This is a genomic window from Actinoplanes sp. NPDC049599 (genome assembly GCF_044465625.1).
GTDB lineage: Bacteria > Actinomycetota > Actinomycetes > Mycobacteriales > Micromonosporaceae > Actinoplanes.
In genome coordinates this window covers 153,373-170,412 of sequence record NZ_JBITLX010000003.1, presented here as the reverse complement: position 1 = coordinate 170,412, position 17,040 = coordinate 153,373, and the positions used below count along the sequence as shown (strand labels likewise).

At 71.3% G+C, this 17,040-nt stretch carries 15 protein-coding genes; 4 read left to right on the top strand and 11 right to left on the bottom strand.

Features of this window, described 5'->3' with window-relative positions; all coding sequences use genetic code 11:
* Window positions 1-2: 2 nt before the first annotated feature.
* From ACIBQZ_RS06975 to ACIBQZ_RS06950, 6 genes are all read right to left on the bottom strand, one after another.
* Complete coding sequence (locus tag ACIBQZ_RS06975) at window positions 3-758, bottom strand: SDR family oxidoreductase (protein ID WP_396087526.1); 756 nt, start codon at window positions 756-758, stop codon at window positions 3-5.
* Window positions 759-839: 81 nt separating this feature from the next.
* On the bottom strand, window positions 840-2,108 hold the full coding sequence (locus ACIBQZ_RS06970; RefSeq protein ID WP_396087525.1) for an ABC transporter substrate-binding protein: 1,269 nt from the start codon (window positions 2,106-2,108) through the stop codon (window positions 840-842).
* Window positions 2,105-3,151: a branched-chain amino acid ABC transporter permease gene (locus ACIBQZ_RS06965; RefSeq protein ID WP_396087524.1), complete on the bottom strand. Its 1,047-nt coding sequence runs from the start codon at window positions 3,149-3,151 to the stop codon at window positions 2,105-2,107. The genes ACIBQZ_RS06970 and ACIBQZ_RS06965 overlap by 4 nt, the downstream gene beginning before the upstream one ends.
* Complete coding sequence (locus ACIBQZ_RS06960; RefSeq protein ID WP_396087522.1) at window positions 3,148-4,026, bottom strand: branched-chain amino acid ABC transporter permease; 879 nt, start codon at window positions 4,024-4,026, stop codon at window positions 3,148-3,150. The genes ACIBQZ_RS06965 and ACIBQZ_RS06960 overlap by 4 nt, the downstream gene beginning before the upstream one ends.
* Window positions 4,027-4,039: 13 nt before the next feature.
* Window positions 4,040-4,783, bottom strand: a complete 744-nt coding sequence (locus tag ACIBQZ_RS06955; protein ID WP_396087521.1) for an ABC transporter ATP-binding protein — start codon at window positions 4,781-4,783, stop codon at window positions 4,040-4,042.
* 55 nt (window positions 4,784-4,838) lie between these two features.
* Window positions 4,839-5,561, bottom strand: coding sequence for an ABC transporter ATP-binding protein (locus ACIBQZ_RS06950; protein WP_396087520.1), 723 nt, complete (start codon window positions 5,559-5,561; stop codon window positions 4,839-4,841).
* A 237-nt stretch (window positions 5,562-5,798) separates the two neighbouring features.
* Here ACIBQZ_RS06950 and ACIBQZ_RS06945 point away from each other — a divergent pair, with 237 nt between their 5' ends.
* The gene (locus ACIBQZ_RS06945; RefSeq protein ID WP_396087519.1) at window positions 5,799-6,806 is read left to right on the top strand and encodes a DUF4328 domain-containing protein; all 1,008 of its coding nucleotides are present in this window, start codon (window positions 5,799-5,801) and stop codon (window positions 6,804-6,806) included.
* Here the strand turns inward: ACIBQZ_RS06945 and ACIBQZ_RS06940 are convergent.
* A complete protein-coding gene (locus ACIBQZ_RS06940; RefSeq protein ID WP_396087919.1) occupies window positions 6,803-7,417 on the bottom strand; it encodes an alpha-ketoglutarate-dependent dioxygenase AlkB in 615 nt (204 codons plus the stop codon). The two genes, ACIBQZ_RS06945 and ACIBQZ_RS06940, sit on opposite strands and share 4 nt — an antisense overlap.
* Before the next feature lie 189 nt (window positions 7,418-7,606).
* Here ACIBQZ_RS06940 and helR point away from each other — a divergent pair, with 189 nt between their 5' ends.
* The 3 genes from helR to ACIBQZ_RS06925 are packed head-to-tail and all read left to right on the top strand — an operon-like array spanning window position 7,607 to window position 12,130.
* Entirely contained in the window at window positions 7,607-9,748 is a 2,142-nt protein-coding gene (gene helR, locus ACIBQZ_RS06935; protein WP_396087518.1) for an RNA polymerase recycling motor ATPase HelR, read from the top strand.
* Window positions 9,748-11,295, top strand: coding sequence for an MDR family MFS transporter (locus ACIBQZ_RS06930; protein ID WP_396087517.1), 1,548 nt, complete (start codon window positions 9,748-9,750; stop codon window positions 11,293-11,295). Before helR ends, ACIBQZ_RS06930 begins: the two co-directional genes overlap by 1 nt.
* A gap of 10 nt (window positions 11,296-11,305) precedes the next feature.
* Window positions 11,306-12,130, top strand: coding sequence for an alpha/beta fold hydrolase (locus tag ACIBQZ_RS06925; protein ID WP_396087516.1), 825 nt, complete (start codon window positions 11,306-11,308; stop codon window positions 12,128-12,130).
* A 40-nt stretch (window positions 12,131-12,170) separates the two neighbouring features.
* Here ACIBQZ_RS06925 and ACIBQZ_RS06920 read toward each other — a convergent pair whose 3' ends face one another.
* The 4 genes from ACIBQZ_RS06920 to ACIBQZ_RS06905 form a co-directional block, all read right to left on the bottom strand.
* Window positions 12,171-13,175 (bottom strand): succinate dehydrogenase/fumarate reductase iron-sulfur subunit, encoded by a 1,005-nt coding sequence (locus tag ACIBQZ_RS06920; RefSeq protein WP_396087515.1) that lies wholly within the window; start codon window positions 13,173-13,175, stop codon window positions 12,171-12,173.
* Entirely contained in the window at window positions 13,175-15,064 is a 1,890-nt protein-coding gene (locus tag ACIBQZ_RS06915) for a fumarate reductase/succinate dehydrogenase flavoprotein subunit (protein WP_396087513.1), read from the bottom strand. The genes ACIBQZ_RS06920 and ACIBQZ_RS06915 overlap by 1 nt, the downstream gene beginning before the upstream one ends.
* A 10-nt stretch (window positions 15,065-15,074) precedes the next feature.
* Window positions 15,075-15,881 (bottom strand): hypothetical protein, encoded by an 807-nt coding sequence (locus ACIBQZ_RS06910; RefSeq protein WP_396087512.1) that lies wholly within the window; start codon window positions 15,879-15,881, stop codon window positions 15,075-15,077.
* A gap of 129 nt (window positions 15,882-16,010) precedes the next feature.
* Window positions 16,011-16,454 (bottom strand): hypothetical protein, encoded by a 444-nt coding sequence (locus ACIBQZ_RS06905; protein ID WP_396087511.1) that lies wholly within the window; start codon window positions 16,452-16,454, stop codon window positions 16,011-16,013.
* Between the last annotated feature and the right edge of the window lie 586 nt (window positions 16,455-17,040).

Sequence of the window (17,040 nt, the reverse complement as noted above, 5' to 3'; positions counted from 1 at the left end):
GCTCACTGAGCCGCGCCCGTCAGCGTGACGCCGCCGTCGATGACAACGGTCTGTCCGGTGATCCAGGCCGCGTCGTTCGAGCACAGGAACGCGACCGCGCCGGCCACGTCCTCGGGCACGCCGAGCCGGCGCAGCGGGTAGGTGGCGGCGACCTGGGCCTCGCGGCCCTCGTACAGCGCGGTGGCGAAGCGGGTCTTGACCACCGCCGGGGCGACCGCGTTGACCCGGATCTTCGGCGCCAGTTCCACGGCCAGCTCCTCGGTGAGGTGGATCAGGGCCGCCTTGGTGGTGCCGTAGAAGGCGATGCCGGGCGCCGGGCGCACGCCGGACACCGACGAGATGTTGACGATCGAGCCGCCCGCCTCGGCGAGCCCGCCGCGCAGCGCCTCCTGCACCCAGCCCAGCGTGCCGAGCACGTTGACGTCGATCATCTTGCGGGCCGCGCCCAGGTCCAGCGTGCTCAGCGGCCCGTACGCCGGGTTGATGCCGATGTTGTTGACCAGCACGGTGACCGGCCCGAACGCGCCGAGCACGGTGTCGACGACGGCGGCCCGGTGGTCGGCGTCGTCACCCTTGCCGGCGATCCCGATCGCCACCTCCGGCCCGCCCAGGTCCTTGGTCGCCGTCTCCAGCGCGCCGGCGTCGCGTCCGGTGATGCAGACCCGGGCGCCCTCCGCGACGAAACGTTGCGCGATGGCGAACCCGATTCCTCGGCTGGCCCCGGTCACGATGGCCACGGCACCGCTGAGCTTCGTCATCCGGTCAGCACCTCCTACTAGTGAGTAACCCTCTCGCCGCCAACCCTGCATGGGTCGGCGGCGAGTCGCAACAGTTCCGGCCTAGGAAGCAGCCGGGATGCCGTTCGCCGGCGGGGCCGCCGGGGGTGTCGTGTACTCCTTGACCGGCCCGTCCGCCTCGTCCGTTTCGAACGGCGTACCGAAGTAGGTCTGCTTGCCGCCTTCGACCTTGGACAGGCGCATGCCGCCGTACCCGGAATGGTCCTTGTCCGAGTACCGCAGCGGGACGAAGCCCGGGCCCTGGAAGCCGCCCTTCTCGATCGCCGAGATCAGGCCCTCGCGGGTCAGGTCCTTGCCCGCGGCCTGCAGGCTCTGTACGAAGAGGTAGCCGACGGACATGCCGTAGACGATGTTGTTGTCGAAGTCGGCGTTGCCGTTGTGCGCCGCGTTGACCTTCTTGTAGAGCTGGATCCACGGGTTGGCGTCGTCGTTGCTCAGCGGCAGGTAGTTGTCCGAGATCAGGCCCTCGGTCAGCGGCGCGGCCGCGCCCAGCTGCTTGCTCAGCGTGGTCAGGTCGGCGCCGACCTGGGAGACCACGAACTGCGGCTTGAAGGCGATCTTCGCCGCGGTGCCGAGGCTGAGCGCGGTGAAGCCGGGCACCGTCGCCAGCATGACGACCTGGCAGCCGGCCTGCTTGAGCGCGCCCATCTGCGGGCCGACGTTCGGGTTGCTGGTCACGTACGACTGCTTCGCCGCGACCGGGCCGAGGATCTTCTCGATGCCGGCCAGCGCGTCCCGGCCGAAGTCGTCGTCCTGGCCCAGGAAGCAGACCTTCTTGCCGGCCTGGGTCGCCTTGACGTGGGTGGCCAGGATCTTGCCCTCGACGGTGTAGTCGACGTTGAAGCCGAACGTGCCCGGGTACTTGTCCGGCTGGTCCCAGCTGCGGCTGCCGGACGCCACGAACAGGTCCGGGACGCGGTTGGTCTTGAGGAAGTCGAGCACGCCGGTGTGCGTCGGGGTGCCCAGCCCGTTCAGGATCGCGAAGACCTTGTCCTGCAGCACCAGCTCGCGGACCACCTGCTGGGTGGTCGCCGGGTTGTAGGTGTCGTCCATGATCTTGTAGGTGATCTTGCGGCCGTGCACGCCGCCGTTGGCGTTCACGTAGTCGAAGTAGGCCTTGGTGGCCGGCGCGATCTTCGAGTAGCCGGCCGCCGCCGGGCCGGTCAGCGGCATGTGCGTGCCGACCAGGATCTCCGTGTCGGTGACGCCGGGCACGCTGGCGCCCCCGCCGCCACCCCCGTCGTCACCGCTGCAACCGGCGGCGGCAGCGACCAGGGCCACCACGGCGAGCGCGGACCAAATACGTCTCATGCCTTTCTCCTTCTGGGTCGTAGTGAGGCGATACCGCCGGGTGCGGCGAGCATGACGATGATCAAAGTGATGCCGAACAGGGCCAGCGGCAGGTTGCCCTCGAGGCGCTGGGCGACCGCGGGCGAGACGTCGATCGAGTCGGTGACCGAGTGGGTCAGCGCGGGCAGCGCCACCAGCAGCACCGCACCCCAGACCGCGCCGGCCAGGCTGCCGAGCCCGCCGATCACGATCGCCATCACCAGGAACAGCGACAGCGAGATCGGGAAGGCGCCGGGGGAGACGCTCTGGGCGAGCACTGCGAACAACGCGCCGCCGAGCCCGGCGCAGGCCGCGCTGACCACAAATGCCAGGACCTGGGTACGGGCCACGTTCACTCCCGCGATGCGGGCGGCGGCCTCGTCGTCGCGTACCGCCCGCAGGGCCCTGCCGAACCGGCCGCTGACCAGGGTGGCCAGCAGGAACAGGGTGAGCAGCGCGCCGGCCCAGGCGAGCCAGGCCTGCCAGCGCTCGTACGGGAACGTCGCGCCCAGCGCCAGCGGCGGCGGATCGACGTACACCGACAGGCCCTGGTCGCTGTTGAAGGTCGTGTCGAAGGTGGTGGCGATGGCCGGCACCACCACGGCGACCGCGAGCGTGAGCCCGGCCAGGTACGGTCCGCGCAACCGCGCCGCCGCCAGCCCGACGATCCCGCCGGCCACCGTGGCGACGGCGATCGCGGCGAGCACCGCGATCAGCAGCGTCCACTGACCGCGGCCGGCCAGCTTCTCCTGCACCATCGCGACCGTGTACGCCCCGGTCGCCATCAGCGCGCCGTGGCCCAGCGAGAGCTGCCCGTTGAGTCCGGTGAGGACGGTCAGCCCGGCCGTCACGCACAGGTACGCGCCCACGGTGGCGAGCTGGTAGTTGCGGAACGGCGGCAGCAGATAGGTCAGCGCCACGATCAGCACCGCGGCGCCCAGCGTCCACAGCAGATAGCGGTGCCGGTGGGGCACCGTCGGCCGGCGCGCGGCGGTGTCCACCTTCGGGGCGAGGGTCACGCTCATACCGCTCTCGCCGCCGATCGGGAGAACAGCCCGCCGGGCCGGCCCAGCAGCACCACGACCAGCAGGATCAGCACGGCGATCGGGGCCACGGTGGCGCCCAGATAGCCGCTGACGTAGGAGAGCAGCAGCCCGACGATCAGGCCGCCGGCGACCGCGCCGATCGTGCTGTCCAGCCCGCCCACCACGGCCGCGGTGAAGGACGACACGAAGACGATGTCCATCGCGTTCGGGTGCAGGCCCAGCTCGGTCGGCAGCACCAGCATGCCGGCCAGCGAGCCGACCGCCGCCGCCAGCGCCCAGCCGAGCGTCAGCATCCCGCCGACGTTCACCCCGAGCAGGCGGGACACGTCCGGCGCGAACGCCGAGGCGCGCATCCGCAGGCCCACCGACGTGCGGGTGAACAGCACCGCCAGCAGCGCCACCACGACGAAGACGGCGCCGAAGACGAACAGGTCGAAGCGGGACAGCAGCGCGATCCCGCCCACGGTGAACGCGTCCCGGCTGAACGGCGCCTCGGCGGGGCGGAACTCGTTGCCGTAGACCATCCCGAGCACACCCTGGATGACCAGCACCAGGCCGAGCGCCACGACCACCCCGTTGAGGTGCGACGAGTGGTCGACAAAGCGCATCACCACCCGCTCGGTCACCGCGCCCAGCGCCAGCCCGCCGAGCACCGCCACCGCGAACCCGAGCCAGTACGAGCCGGTCGCCGCCGACACCGAATAGCCCACGTACGCCGTCGCGACCGCCATCGCGCCCTGGGCGAAGTTGACGATCCGGGTGGCTCGCCAGATCAGGACCAGGGCCAGGGCGAACGCGGCGTACACCGCACCCCGGCTCAGGCCGTCGAACGTGAGGAACACGAACCGGTCCATCGCCCTCCTTCTCTCAGAATCCGAGGTATGCGTGCCGCATGTCTTCGTCGTCGCGGAGCGTGGCGGCATCGGCGTTGGCCACCACCCGGCCCAGCGACATGACGACTCCCGTGTCGGCGACCGACAGGGCGCTGCGCACGTTCTGCTCGACGAGCAGCACGGTCAGCCCGGTGTCGTCGCGCAGGGTGCGCAGCAGGCCCATGATCTGCGCGGTCACCCGGGGCGCCAGCCCCAGCGACGGCTCGTCCAGCAGCAGCAGCCGGGGCCGGCCGACCAGCGCGCGGCCCAGCGCCAGCATCTGCCGTTCCCCGCCGGAGAGCTGGTGACCGGGGAAGCGCCGGCGTCGGGCCAGCGGCTCGAAGAGGTCGTACACTTCGTCCAGCGCGCGCTTGGCGTCCGCCCGGTCGCGGCGCCACAGGCCGCCGAGCCGCAGGTTCTCGTCCACGGTCAGCTCGGTGACCACGCCGCGGCCCTCCGGCACGTGCGCCACCCCCCGGCGCACCATCTGCTCGACCTTGACCCCGCGCAGGTCCTGCCCGTCGAGCACGACCCGGCCGGCGGCCGGGCGGAGCAGACCCGAGAGGGTACGCAGCAGCGTCGTCTTGCCGGCCCCGTTCGCACCGAGCACGGCGGTGATCGAGCCCTTGGCCACGCGCAGGTCCACGTCGTGCAGCACCGGCGCGCCGCCGTACCCGACGGTGAGCTGCTCGGCCTCCAGCAGCGCGGTGCCCTGTTTCGTCGCGGTGGTGTCGGTCATGCTGTGTCTCCTCTGGCATGCCCTTCTGGCCCTTGCTTCGCTGCGGTGCAGTCGGTCATGCCGGAGCACCCAGGTAGGCGTCCACGACGGCCTCGTCGGTGCGGATCTCGGCGGGCGTCCCGTGCGCGACGGGCTTGCCGAAGTCCAGCACCAGGATCTCGTCGCAGATCGCCATGACCAGGTCCATGTGGTGCTCGACCAGCAGCACCGCGCAGGGCAGCTCCTTGATCAGCTCACCCAGCCGGGCGATCTCGTCGGCGCCGAGACCGCCGGCGGGCTCGTCCAGCAGCAGCAGGCGGGGCTGGGCGACGAGCGCGCGGGCCAGAGCGACACGCTTGCGGACCGCGTACGGCAGTCCGCCGGGAAGGGCGTGCGCGTGCGGGGCGACACCGCAGCGCTCAAGCGCTTCCCACGCGCTTTCGGGTCTCTGGCCCGCGTGCTCGGCACCGACCATGACGTTCTCCAGCACGGTCAGGCCGGCGAACAGGCCGACACCCTGCAGCGTGCGGGCGATGCCCAGCCGGGCCAGCCGGTGCGGGCGCGGTCGCAGGGGTTGGCCGTCGAGGGAGATGGTGCCGGCGGTCGGCGTGACGAAGCCGCAGATCACGTTGAAGAGCGTGGTCTTGCCGGCGCCGTTGGGGCCGATGACCCCGACCGTCCGGCCGGGCGGCACCCGCAGCGACACGTCGTCGAGGGCGACGAGCCCGCCGAACCGGACGCCGATCTGGTGGAGGGAGAGGCCTTGGTCGGGATCGGTGGCGGGCGCAGGTCGGGTCATCGTCACCTCGGCACTGAGGGGCAGCGCCGCACCGTCCTCGATGGAGGAAGCTGCGGTCGGCAGTTATTACACTTGGAGTGTAAGTTCTTGAGACGCCATGTCAATGCCCTGGAAACATTACCGAAAGTCGATGCGTAGGCAACGGTCCGTGCTCTTGATCGTTTCGGGTGTTTTGCCGGGCAGCGCGCGGCCGATCGGGGTCGCTATCCTTCGGCGCCGCCTCGACGAAGGAGCACCGTGACCGAGTTCGCGCCCTATCAGGGCGGCGCCTTCCAGCCGTCGCCCGCCTTCGCCGGCCCGGCCCGCTCGCTGCGCGTCCCGGCCCGGGTCACGCTGGTCGCGCTCGGGCTGATCGGCGCCGAATCCCTGGTGGGCGCGGCGCTCCAGGCCTTCTGTTATCCGATGGCGGTCGGCGCCGGTGAGCCGACCGCCGCGCAGCTGGCCGTGGCCGACTTCCTGTATCTGCGGGAGCCGGCGGTCGCCGCGGTCCTGGTGCTGTTCGCCGGCCTGTCCTTCGTCGTCTGGCTGCATCGGGCGCGCACCAACCTGGACGGCCCGGACGTCGAGGAGCTGACCTGGAAGCGCGGGTGGTCGATCGGCGGCTGGTTCCTGCCGCTGGGCAACCTGGTGATCCCGCAGCTGGTGGTCAGCGAGATCGACCGGGTCAGCGAGCGCCTGGCGGACGAGGCCGAGGGCCGGCCGCACGAGCGGCATCCCGGGGTGGCGGTGGCCTGGGTGACGCTGTGGTCGCTCTTCCTGGTCGTCAGCCAGATCGGCGAGTCCGTGCTGGGCGCCCTCTACCCGGGGCCGTCGGTGCTGCTGGGGTCGGCGTTCGGGGTCTTCGAGACGGTGGTGGCGGGCAGCGCGATCCTGCTGGTCCGGCAGATCACGGCCAACCAGGAACGAGCCCGCGCCGCGGCGGACCGGCTCGGCCGGCTGCCAGTGGCCGATCCCGCGCCCGCTCCTGCGCCCGCTCCCGCCGGCGCTCCGGAGCCGGAGCGGGCACTGATCCGCGCCGCCGCTCCCGGGTCCTCGCCGCGACTTCCCGCTGCCGCCGAGCCGGTGTCCGCGACGCCGGTGTCCGCGACGGAATTCCCCGACGCTCCGGAAATAGCGCCCGCGCCCCTCGGCGTGCCGGTGCCCTTCGACGTGCCGGTGCCCGCGCCGGAGTCGTCCGGCGCGCCGGAGCCGGTGCCCGCGCCGGAGGCTTCCTCCGCTGCTGAGCCGGGATCCGGGGCGCGCTAAGCGACGTTGATCGGGCGGAACTGCACACTCACCCGCGGTCCCACCGGCTTTGCCGTCTTCGGGATCGCGTGCTCCCAGGTGCGCTGGCAGGAGCCGCCCATCACGATCAGATCGCCGTGCCCGAGCGGGAACCGCAGCGACTCCGCGCCGCCCGCCCGGGGGCGCAGCATCAGGTGTCGGGGCGAGCCGAACGACACGATCGCCACCATCGTGTCCTCCCGTGCCGAGCGGCCCAGCGTGTCGCCGTGCCAGGCCACGCTGTCGCGACCATCGCGGTAGAGGCACATGCCTGCGGTCACGAAGCCCTCGCCCAGCTCCGGGCGGTAGTGCGCGGACAGCTGCTCGCGGGCGGTGGTCAGCAGCGGGTGCGGCAGGCTCTCGTCGCGGCCGTACCAGCGGAGCAGGCGGGGGACGTCGACCACGCCGTCGTACATCGGGCGGCGTTCGGCGCGCCAGTCGACCTCGGTCAGCAGGGTCTCGAAGACCGCGTCGGAGCCGTGCACCCAGCCGGGGAGCACGTCGACCCAGGCGCCGGCGGTCAGCGTGTGCCGCGTCAGGCGGCCGGGCAGCGGCTCCAGGGTGGCGGACGGGCCGGCCATGAGGTCGAGCATCGACGGCTGATAGGTGCTCACGCGCCCACTCTACGTCAGATTCGTACGCTCGTACTAATGGAAGAGGGGTGGTCACTCATCTCCACTTCTAACGTATAGCGGACCCCGGGGCTTGTGGCAAGACCCGGGTGCGGGCGCAGAATCGTCGGGTCGAAGGCCAGGAACTGCGCAAATGGGGTAGCCACACCGATGACAGTCATCACCAGTGCGTTCGATCTGCCCGACCGGCTCTCCGCCAAGGCCGACCCGGCGCTGATCGCGGCGGACGAACGGCACTTCGCGGCCATCGCGGCCGGCCTGGCCGAGTCGATCGCCGAACTGTCCGGCCGCCTCGACGCCGCCCGCCGGGCCGCCGGCGGCAAGGGCCGGCAGGCGGTGGACCGGGACCAGGAGATCCGCCGGCTGACCACGCGGCTGCGTACCCTGCGCCGGTTCAGCATGGACCTGTGCCTGGGCCGGATGGTCGGCGCGAACGGCGCCGAGCCGGTCTACATCGGACGATTCGGGCTCACCGACAGCGCGGGCCGGCGGCTGCTGGTCGACTGGCGTTCGCCCGCGGCCGAGCCGTTCTTCGGCGCGACCCACGCCAACCCGATGGGTCTGGCGAGCCGCCGCCGGTACCGCTGGACCCTGGGCCGGATCAGCGACTACTGGGACGAGGTGTTCACCCCGGACGGGCTGGTGGGCCACGCCGCGCTCGACGACCAGTCCGCCTTCATCGCCAGCCTGGGCGGTGACCGTACGGGCCGGATGCGCGACGTGCTCGGCACCATCCAGGCCGACCAGGACGCCATCATCCGCGCGGGTTCCCGCGGTGCGCTGGTGGTCGAGGGCGGCCCGGGCACGGGCAAGACCGTCGTCGCCCTGCACCGCACCGCCTACCTCCGCTACTCCGACCCGCGGCTGGGCCACCGCCGGGGCGGCGTGCTGTTCGTCGGCCCGCACCAGCCCTACCTCGCCTACGTCGCCGACGTGCTGCCCAGCCTGGGCGAGGACGACGTGCAGACCTGCACCCTGCGGGACCTGGTGGCCGAGGGGCCCGCGGCGGCGGCCGAGACCGACCCGGAGGTGGCCCGCCTGAAGTCGTCCGCGGCCCTGGTGCAGGCGATCGAGGCCGCCGTCCGGTTCTACGAGGAGCCGCCCGCCGCGGCCCTGACGGTCGCGACCGAGGAATCCGAGGTACGGCTGACCGCCGAGGACTGGGCCGAGGCGTTCGACGCGGCCGGGCCCGGCACCCCGCACAACGAGGCGCGCGACGAGATCTGGGCCGAGCTGATCGCGATCCTGCGCGATCGGACCGACGGTGACGAGGTGGGCCTGCGCCAGCACCGGGAGCTGCGCGCGGCGTTCCATCGGGCCTGGCCGCTGCTCGAGGCCACCGACCTCGTCGCGGACCTGTGGTCGGTGCCGGCCTACCTGCGCAGGTGCGCCCCGTGGCTCAGCCCCGCCGAGATCCGGCTGCTCCAGCGCGACGATCCGCGGGCCTGGACGGTGGCCGACCTGCCGCTGCTGGATGCGGCCCGGCAGCGGCTCGGCGATCCGGAGGCCTCCCGCCGGCAGCGGCGGCACGACGCCCGCCTCGCCGCCAAACGCGAGCAGATGGGCCGGGTCGTCGACGACCTGATCGCCTCCGCCGCCTACGACGACGGCGAGGGCCTGATGACGATGCTGCGCCAGCAGGACCTGCGCGACGCGCTGGTGGACGAGGACATCGTGGACGGCGCCGATCCGGATCTGCTCGCCGGACCGTTCGCGCACGTCGTCGTCGACGAGGCCCAGGAGCTGACCGACGCCGAGTGGCAGATGCTGCTGCTCCGCTGCCCGTCCCGGAGCTTCACCATCGTCGGGGACCGCGCCCAGGCCCGGCACGGCTTCACCGAGTCGTGGCGGGCACGGCTCGCCCGGCTCGGGCTCGACCGGATCCACCTGGCGACCCTGACCATCAACTACCGGACCCCGGCGGAGGTCATGGCGGAGGCCGAGCCGGTGATCCGGGCGGTGCTCCCGGACGCCAACGTGCCGACCTCCGTCCGCAGCACCGGCGTACCGGTCAGGCACGGCGCCGCCGCGGAACGGGATTCCATCCTGGACGGCTGGCTCGCCGCGCACCCCGAGGGCATCGCGTGTGTCATCGGCGATCCCACGTTCGAGGCGACGGCGCGCGTCCGGTCGCTGACCCCGGAGCTGGCCAAAGGGCTCGAGTTCGACCTGGTCGTGCTCGTCGACCCGGAGACCTTCGGCGGGGGCATCGAGGGAGCGGTCGACCGCTACGTCGCGATGACCCGGGCCACCCAGCAACTGGTCGTTCTCACCACTACCGAGGGAGCTTGATGACGTCGGCCACTTCGAAGATGTCGCACCGGGAAGTCGTGCAGGCGCTCTCCGGGCTGATGCTCGGCATGTTCGTGTCGATCCTGGCCTCCACCATCGTGTCCAACGCGCTGCCCCGGATCATCGCCGACCTCGGCGGCAGCCAGTCGGTCTACACCTGGATCGTCACCACCGAGCTGCTGGCCATGACCGCGACGCTGCCGCTCTGGGGCAAGCTCGCCGACCTCTACAGCAAGAAATTGCTGATCCAGCTCTCCCTCGGCCTGTTCGTGGCCGGCTCGCTCATCGCCGGGCTCACCCCGAACGTCGGGATCCTCATCGTCAGCCGGGTGGTCCAGGGTGTCGGCGCGGGGGGCATGGGCGCGCTCGCGCTGATCGTGATGGCCGCGATGATCCCGCCGCGCGAGATGGGCCGCTACTCCGGCCTGTTCGGCGCCATCTTCGGCGTCGCCACCATCGCCGGGCCGCTGATCGGCGGGGTCCTGGTCGACACGTCCTGGCTGGGCTGGCGCTGGTGCTTCCTGATCGGCGTGCCGTTCTCGCTCGCCGCGATCCTGCTGCTGCAGCGCACGCTGCACCTGCCCCGGACGCCGCGCAAGCCGGTCTCGATCGACTGGCCCGGCGCACTGCTGATCACCGCGGGCGTGTGCGATCTGCTGATCTGGTCCACGCTGGCCGGCCACCACTTCGCCTGGGGCTCCTGGCCGACCGTCCTGTTCGTCGGCGGCGGGCTGCTGCTGCTCGGCGCTGCCGGGTACGTGGAGTCGCGGGCCCCGGAGCCGATCATCCCGCTGTCCATCTTCGCCAACCGCACGGTCTCGCTGACCATCGTCGCCAGCGTGCTGGTCGGCGTGGCGATGTTCGGCGGCACCGTGTTCCTGTCGCAGTACTTCCAGATCTCACTCGGCAAGTCCCCGACGGTCGCCGGGCTGATGAGCCTGCCGCTGGTCTTCGGCGTGCTGGTCTCCTCGACGGTCGCCGGCCAGCTCATCACCAAGTACGGCCGCTGGAAGGCGTACCTGGTCGCCGGCGCGGTCGTGATGACCGGCGGCATGGCGCTGCTCAGCACGATCGACGCGCACACCGGCGTGCCGACGCTGGCGCTGTACATGGCGCTGCTCGGCGTCGGCGTCGGCATGCTCATGCAGAACCTGGTGCTCGCGGCCCAGAACGACGTCCCCGCGCAGGAGCTGGGCGCCACCACCTCGGCGCTGACGTTCTTCCGCACCATGGGCGGCGCGATCGGCGTCAGCGCCCTCGGCGCCGTGCTGGCCGGCCGGGTGACCGCGTTGCTGGCGGAGCGCTTCGGCACGACCGCAACCGGCGGTACGGCGAAGGTGCCCGACCTGGCCACCCTGTCACCGCAGGCGCTGGCCGTCATCCGGGACGTCTACGGCGAGGCCACCGCCGGCCTGTTCCTGATCGGCACCCCGATCGCGGCCCTGGCCGTGCTCGCCGTGCTGGGCATCAGGGAGCGGCCACTGCACACCCTCAGCGGCGACGAGCGGCGGGTAAAAGAGGAGGCGGCTGCCGGGCGCACTGCATAGGGTGCGCGCCATGCCCACCTTCACCGCGCCGGACGGCACCAGGCTCGCGTACCGCTCGATCGGGGAGGGTGACCCGCTGATCTGCCTGCCGGGCGGTCCGATGTGGGATGCCGCCTACCTCGGCGATCTGGGCGGCTTGTCCGCCCGGCGCCGGCTGATCCTGCTGGATCCGCGCGGCACCGGGCGGTCGGCGGCGCCCGCCGATCCCACCTCGTACCGGTGCGACCGGCAGGTCGACGACGTCGAGGCGCTGCGGCAGCACCTCGGGCTGCGCCGGATCGACCTGCTCGCCCACTCCGCCGGCACCAACCTCGCCGCCCAGTACGCGGCGCGGCACCCGGAGGCGGTGGCCCGGCTCCTGCTGATCACGCCGAGCCTCTTCGGGGTCGGCATCCCGGTCACCGCCGAGGACCGGCGAGCGGTCGCGGAGCTGCGGCGCTACGAGCCCTGGTATCCGGCCGCGGCGGCCGCGCTGGGCCGGATCGCGGCCGGGCAGGCCGGGCCGGACGACTGGGCGACGATCGCGCCGTTCCGGCATGGGCGGTGGGACGAGGCCGCGCGGCACCTTGACGCCGAGCACGACGCGCAGGTCAACGCCGAGGCCGTGGAGTTCTTCGTCGCCGGGTTCACGCCGGACGCCACCCGGGCGGCGCTGGCGACCTTCCCGGCGCCGGTGCTGCTGGTGGCCGGCGAGTACGACCTGAACAGCCCGCCGGCCGCGGTGGCCGGGTACGCCGCGCTGTTCCCCGATGCCACCCTGGTCGTCCAGCCGGGGGCGGGACACCAGCCCTGGCTGGACGACGCCCAGCTGTTCACGGCGTACCTGGAGAAATAGCGAACGGCCCGCCGGAGCGGGCCGTTCGATGCTGCTCTGGTCAGTCCTTGCCCGGGGTCGGATGCCGGTAGGTGATCCCGCCCTCGCGCAGCGGGAACTCCTGGTCGTCGCCGAACGGCGACGGCCCGCCCGCCTGGTGCGAAAGCAGCTCGGCGACGTCGAGCCGGCCGTCGGCGTTGACCGCCGGCGCTTCCGGCCGCCGGGCGCTGCCCGCGCCGGACAGGCCGGACGCGACGCCGGTGACACCCTCGGACGTGCTGGGCGCCATCGACTCGCCGCCGGAGCCGTTGCCGTGGAGCTGGTCCCGGCGGAAGATCTTGCGACCGAGCCAGACCAGCGGGTCGTAGCGGTTGTCCACGACCCGTTCCTTCATCGGGATGATCGCGTTGTCCGTGATCTTGATGTGCTCGGGGCAGACCTCGGTGCAGCACTTGGTGATGTTGCAGTAGCCCAGCCCCTGGTGCGCCTGCGCGTAGTCCTTGCGGTCGGTGCGGTCGTCCAGCGGGTGCATGTCGAGCTCGGCCGCGCGGATGAAGTAACGCGGACCGGAGAACGCCGGCTTGTTCTCCTCGTGGTCGCGGACCACGTGGCAGGTGTTCTGGCAGAGGAAGCACTCGATGCACTTGCGGAACTCCTGCGAGCGCTCCACGTCGACCTGCTGCATCCGGTAGTCACCCGGCGCGACCCCGGGCGGCGGCGCGAACGCCGGCGTCTCCCGGGCCTTCTCGTAGTTGAACGAGACGTCGGTGACCAGGTCCCGGATGATCGGGAACGCGCGCAGCGGCGTGATCGTGACGGTCTCGGACTCCTCGAAGGTGGACATCCGCGTCATGCAGCCCAGCCGCGGCTTGCCGTTGATCTCCATCGAGCAGGATCCGCACTTGCCGGCCTTGCAGTTCCACCGGCAGGCCAGGTCCGGCGTCTCGGTCGCCTGCAACCGGTGGATGATGTCGAGAACGACCTCACCCTCGTTCACCTCGACGTCGAAGTCCTGGATCTCGCCGCCCGACGCGTCGCCCCGCCACACCCGAAAGTGACGCTTCATCACTTCACCTCCGTGAGCTCTTCGTCGGTCATGTACTTGCCCAGCTCGGTGCGGTCGAACAGGCCCAGCAGCTCCGGGCGCATCGTCGGCACCGGCTTGCGTTCCAGGTGCACGTCGCCGGTGTCGTCCAGCGAGCAGACCAGGTTGAGCAGCCGCCACTGCGGGCTCATCTTCGGGTAGTCCTCCCGGGTGTGCCCGCCCCGCGACTCCTCGCGCTCCAGTGCCGCCTTCGCGGTGCACTCCGAGACGATCAGCATGTTGCGCAGGTCCAGCGCCAGGTGCCAGCCCGGGTTGTACTTGCGGCCGCCGGTCGCGCCGACGTTCGCCACCCGCAGCTTGAGCTCCTGGAGCCGCTTGAGCGCGTCGGTCAGTTCACCCTCGCGGCGGATGATGCCGACCAGGTCGCCCATCACCGCCTGCAGGTCCTGCTGCAACGCGTACGGGTTCTCGCCGGCCTCCCGGCTCAACGGCGCGAGCGCGGCGTCCACCGCGGCCTCGACGTCGCCCGTGGTCACCTTGGGCCGCTTGCCGATCGCGTCGGTGTACGCCGCCGCGTGCTCACCGGCCCGCTTGCCGAACACCAGCAGGTCGGAGAGCGAGTTGCCACCCAGCCGGTTGGAGCCGTGCATGCCGCCGGACACCTCGCCGGCCGCGAACAGGCCCTGGACGTGACCGAACGCCGCCGCAGTGTCCGGGTCGACCTCGACGCCACCCATCACGTAGTGACAGGTCGGCCCGACCTCCATCGGCTCCTTGGTGATGTCGACGTCCGCCAGCTCCTTGAACTGGTGGTACATCGACGGCAGCCGCCGCTGGACCTCCTCGGCCGGGAGCCGGCTGGCGATGTCCAGCAGGACGCCGCCGGCCTTGGTGCCGCGGCCGGCCTTGACCTCGCTGTTGATCGCGCGGGCGACCTCGTCGCGGGGCAGCAGTTCGGGCGGGCGCCGGTTGTTGTCCGGGTCCTTGTACCAGCGGTCCGCCTCCTCCTCGGTCTCCGCGTACTGCTTGCGGAAGACGTCGGGGACGTAGTTGAACATGAACCGCTTGCCGTCGGTGTTCTTCAGCACGCCGCCGTCGCCCCGGACCGACTCGGTGACCAGGATGCCCTTGACGCTGGGCGGCCAGACCATGCCGGTCGGGTGGAACTGGAGGAACTCCATGTTGATCAGAGTCGCGCCGGACCGCAGGGCCAGCGCGTGGCCGTCGCCGGTGTACTCCCACGAGTTCGAGGTGACCTTGTAGGAGCGGCCGACGCCGCCGGTGGCCAGCACCACCGCGGGCGCCTCGAGCAGGATGAACTCGCCGGACTCGCGGTAGTAGCCGAACGCGCCGGCGATCCGGTCGCCGTCGAGCAGCAGCTCGGTGATCGTGGTCTCCGAGAAGACCCGGATCTTCGCGTCGTAGTTGCCGGTCTCCGCGAAGTCCTCCTGCTGCAGCGAGACGATCTTCTGCTGCAGGGTGCGGATCAGCTCCAGGCCGGTGCGGTCGCCGACGTGCGCGAGCCGCGGATACTCGTGGCCGCCGAAGTTGCGCTGGGAGATCTTGCCGTCCTTGGTGCGGTCGAACAGCGCACCGTAGGTCTCCAGCTCCCAGATCCGCTCCGGCGCCTCCTTGGCGTGCAGCTCGGCCATCCGGAAGTTGTTCAGGAACTTCCCGCCGCGCATGGTGTCCCGGAAGTGCACCATCCAGTTGTCTTTGCTGTTCACGTTGCCCATGGCGGCGGCCGCGCCGCCCTCGGCCATGACCGTGTGCGCCTTGCCGAACAGCGACTTGCTGATGATCGCGGTGCGCTTGCCGGCGAGCCGGGCCTCGATGGCCGCCCGCAGCCCGGCGCCGCCGGCGCCGATCACGACCACGTCGTAGTGGTGTCGTTCGATTCGAGTAGTCATTGGGGGCCCTCTAGTTGATGAATCGCAGGTCGGGCCACCAGTCCGCCGCGACCGCCATGATGTAGAAGTCGGTGAAGGCCAGCGTGCCGAGCGTGATCCACGCGAGCTGCATGTGCTTGGCGTTGAGCTTCGACACGAAGACCCAGAAGCGGTACCGCACCGGGTGCTTGGAGAAGTGCTTCAACCGCCCGGCGACGATGTGCCGGCACGAGTGACAGGACACCGTGTACGCCCACAGCATGATCACGTTGATCAGCAGGACGATGTTGCCCAGCCCGAACCCGAACTCCTCGCCGGACCGGAACGCGATGACGGCGTCCCAGGTGTTGATCACCGAGATGATCGCGGCGGCGTAGAACGCGTACCGGTGCACGTTCTGGAAGATCAGCGGGAACCGCGTCTCGCCGGTGTACTTCTGGTGCCCGTCGGGCACGGCACAGGCCGGCGGCGACATCCAGAAGGCGCGGTAGTACGCCTTGCGGTAGTAGTAACAGGTGAGGCGGAAGAGCAACAGGAACGGCAGCGTGAGCGCCGCTTCCGGGAGCAGCCAGAAACTCGGTAGAGGGGTGCCGAACAAGGCTGACCCGTCCGCGCACCGGTCGGTGAGACACGGTGAGTAGAACGGGGTCAGGTAGTGGTGCTCCTCGACGAAGTACCACTTGTGCATGAACACGCGGACGGTCGCGTAGGTGACCCACGCGGACAGACCTATGAAGGTGATCAGTGGTGGGAACCACCACCGGTCCGTACGCAACGTCCTGGCCGCGATCGAGGCGCGTGAACGCCCCGGATCCGGCTTCGTTGCCGTCGTCGTCATTGACGTCTCCCTGACGGTGACCTGCAGCTGCCGGCGGGCGCGCTGGAAATGGGGTGTGCGTCCGCAATGTGTGGCACACGTTACAACGAAGGTCAGCTTCGTGCGGGATAAGGGAAGGCTAACCGCGCGCTACAGGTCGGGAGCGGCCAGCCGCCGGATCGGACCGGCGCAGGCCGCGGGCGACCAGTGGGCCAGCTGGTCGGCGAGCGAGACCCCGTCGCGGGGCGCGGGAGCGACATAAAAGGCCGGGGTACGCGACTTGACCTGCGCATCGAGCGCCTCGGCGAAAGCGGTACGGGAGTCCAGCAGCTCCCGCCACCCGTCCGAGACCCGCTGGTTGTCCAATCGGCCCACGTAGATGCGGGTGGCGGCGTTCTCGTCCCGTACCGCGGTGGCCCTGGCCTGCGGGGTGCTGGTGGCGCCGGGGGGCGGTAGGCGGTTGAGGCGGGTCTCGAGCTCCAGGCAGGCGGTGTCGCGGAGCCGCCGGTCCTCGCGGGCGTCGGCGGCGTCGTCGCGGAAGCCGGAGACGGCGCGCAGGACGGCGAGCCCGCCGGCGCAGAGGGCGATGACCACGAGGGCGGCGGCTGTCGAGATGCCGGCGATGAGCAGGCGGCGCTTGCGGCGCTTCCGGGCTTCCAGATCGGCGTCGGCCGGGCGGTTGGGGGTCGGTCGGGGGCGGGTTGCTGGGTCTTTGGCTGCTTTATCCGGGTCGCTGTGCGCGTCTTGGTGCGCGGTCCTGCCCGGGGGCTGGCCCGCGGTCCTGCCCGCGGCCCTGTTCGCGTCTTTGGCGGCGTCTTTGGCGGCGTCTTTGGCCGCGTCTTTGGTCGCGTCTCTGTTCGGGCCGAGGGCCGACGCGGAGACGGCACCGGCCGGCGGGCCGGTGGTCGGTTCGTCAGCCGACGCCCAGCGGTCGGGGTCCTGGTCACGCGGCCCGTCACTCATCGATCCAGCGCTCACCGGCCCAGTGAAACACGCCGGTCAATGGCCCGCTTGACTCAGCGGCTCGCTCGGCTCAGCGGTCCGCTCGGGCTCGGCGGCCCGCTTGGCTCAGCGGTCCGCTTGGCTCAGCGGCTCGCTCGGCTCAGCGGTCCGCTCGGGCTCGGCGGCCCGCTTGGCTCAGCGGTCCGCTTGGCTCAGCGGCTCGCTCGGCTCAGCGGTT

Bases quoted from the DNA above. Each gene is read 5' to 3' on its own strand.
- ACIBQZ_RS06975 (WP_396087526.1), bottom strand. From the start codon at position 758: ATGACGAAGCTCAGCGGTGCCGTGGCCATCGTGACCGGGGCCAGCCGA.
- ACIBQZ_RS06970 (WP_396087525.1), bottom strand. From the start codon at position 2,108: ATGAGACGTATTTGGTCCGCGCTCGCCGTGGTGGCCCTGGTCGCTGCC.
- ACIBQZ_RS06965 (WP_396087524.1), bottom strand. From the start codon at position 3,151: ATGAGCGTGACCCTCGCCCCGAAGGTGGACACCGCCGCGCGCCGGCCG.
- ACIBQZ_RS06960 (WP_396087522.1), bottom strand. From the start codon at position 4,026: ATGGACCGGTTCGTGTTCCTCACGTTCGACGGCCTGAGCCGGGGTGCG.
- ACIBQZ_RS06955 (WP_396087521.1), bottom strand. From the start codon at position 4,783: ATGACCGACACCACCGCGACGAAACAGGGCACCGCGCTGCTGGAGGCC.
- ACIBQZ_RS06950 (WP_396087520.1), bottom strand. From the start codon at position 5,561: ATGACCCGACCTGCGCCCGCCACCGATCCCGACCAAGGCCTCTCCCTC.
- ACIBQZ_RS06940 (WP_396087919.1), bottom strand. From the start codon at position 7,417: ATGCTCGACCTCATGGCCGGCCCGTCCGCCACCCTGGAGCCGCTGCCC.
- helR (WP_396087518.1), top strand. From the start codon at position 7,607: ATGACAGTCATCACCAGTGCGTTCGATCTGCCCGACCGGCTCTCCGCC.
- ACIBQZ_RS06930 (WP_396087517.1), top strand. From the start codon at position 9,748: ATGACGTCGGCCACTTCGAAGATGTCGCACCGGGAAGTCGTGCAGGCG.
- ACIBQZ_RS06925 (WP_396087516.1), top strand. From the start codon at position 11,306: ATGCCCACCTTCACCGCGCCGGACGGCACCAGGCTCGCGTACCGCTCG.
- ACIBQZ_RS06920 (WP_396087515.1), bottom strand. From the start codon at position 13,175: ATGAAGCGTCACTTTCGGGTGTGGCGGGGCGACGCGTCGGGCGGCGAG.
- ACIBQZ_RS06915 (WP_396087513.1), bottom strand. From the start codon at position 15,064: ATGACTACTCGAATCGAACGACACCACTACGACGTGGTCGTGATCGGC.
- ACIBQZ_RS06910 (WP_396087512.1), bottom strand. From the start codon at position 15,881: ATGACGACGACGGCAACGAAGCCGGATCCGGGGCGTTCACGCGCCTCG.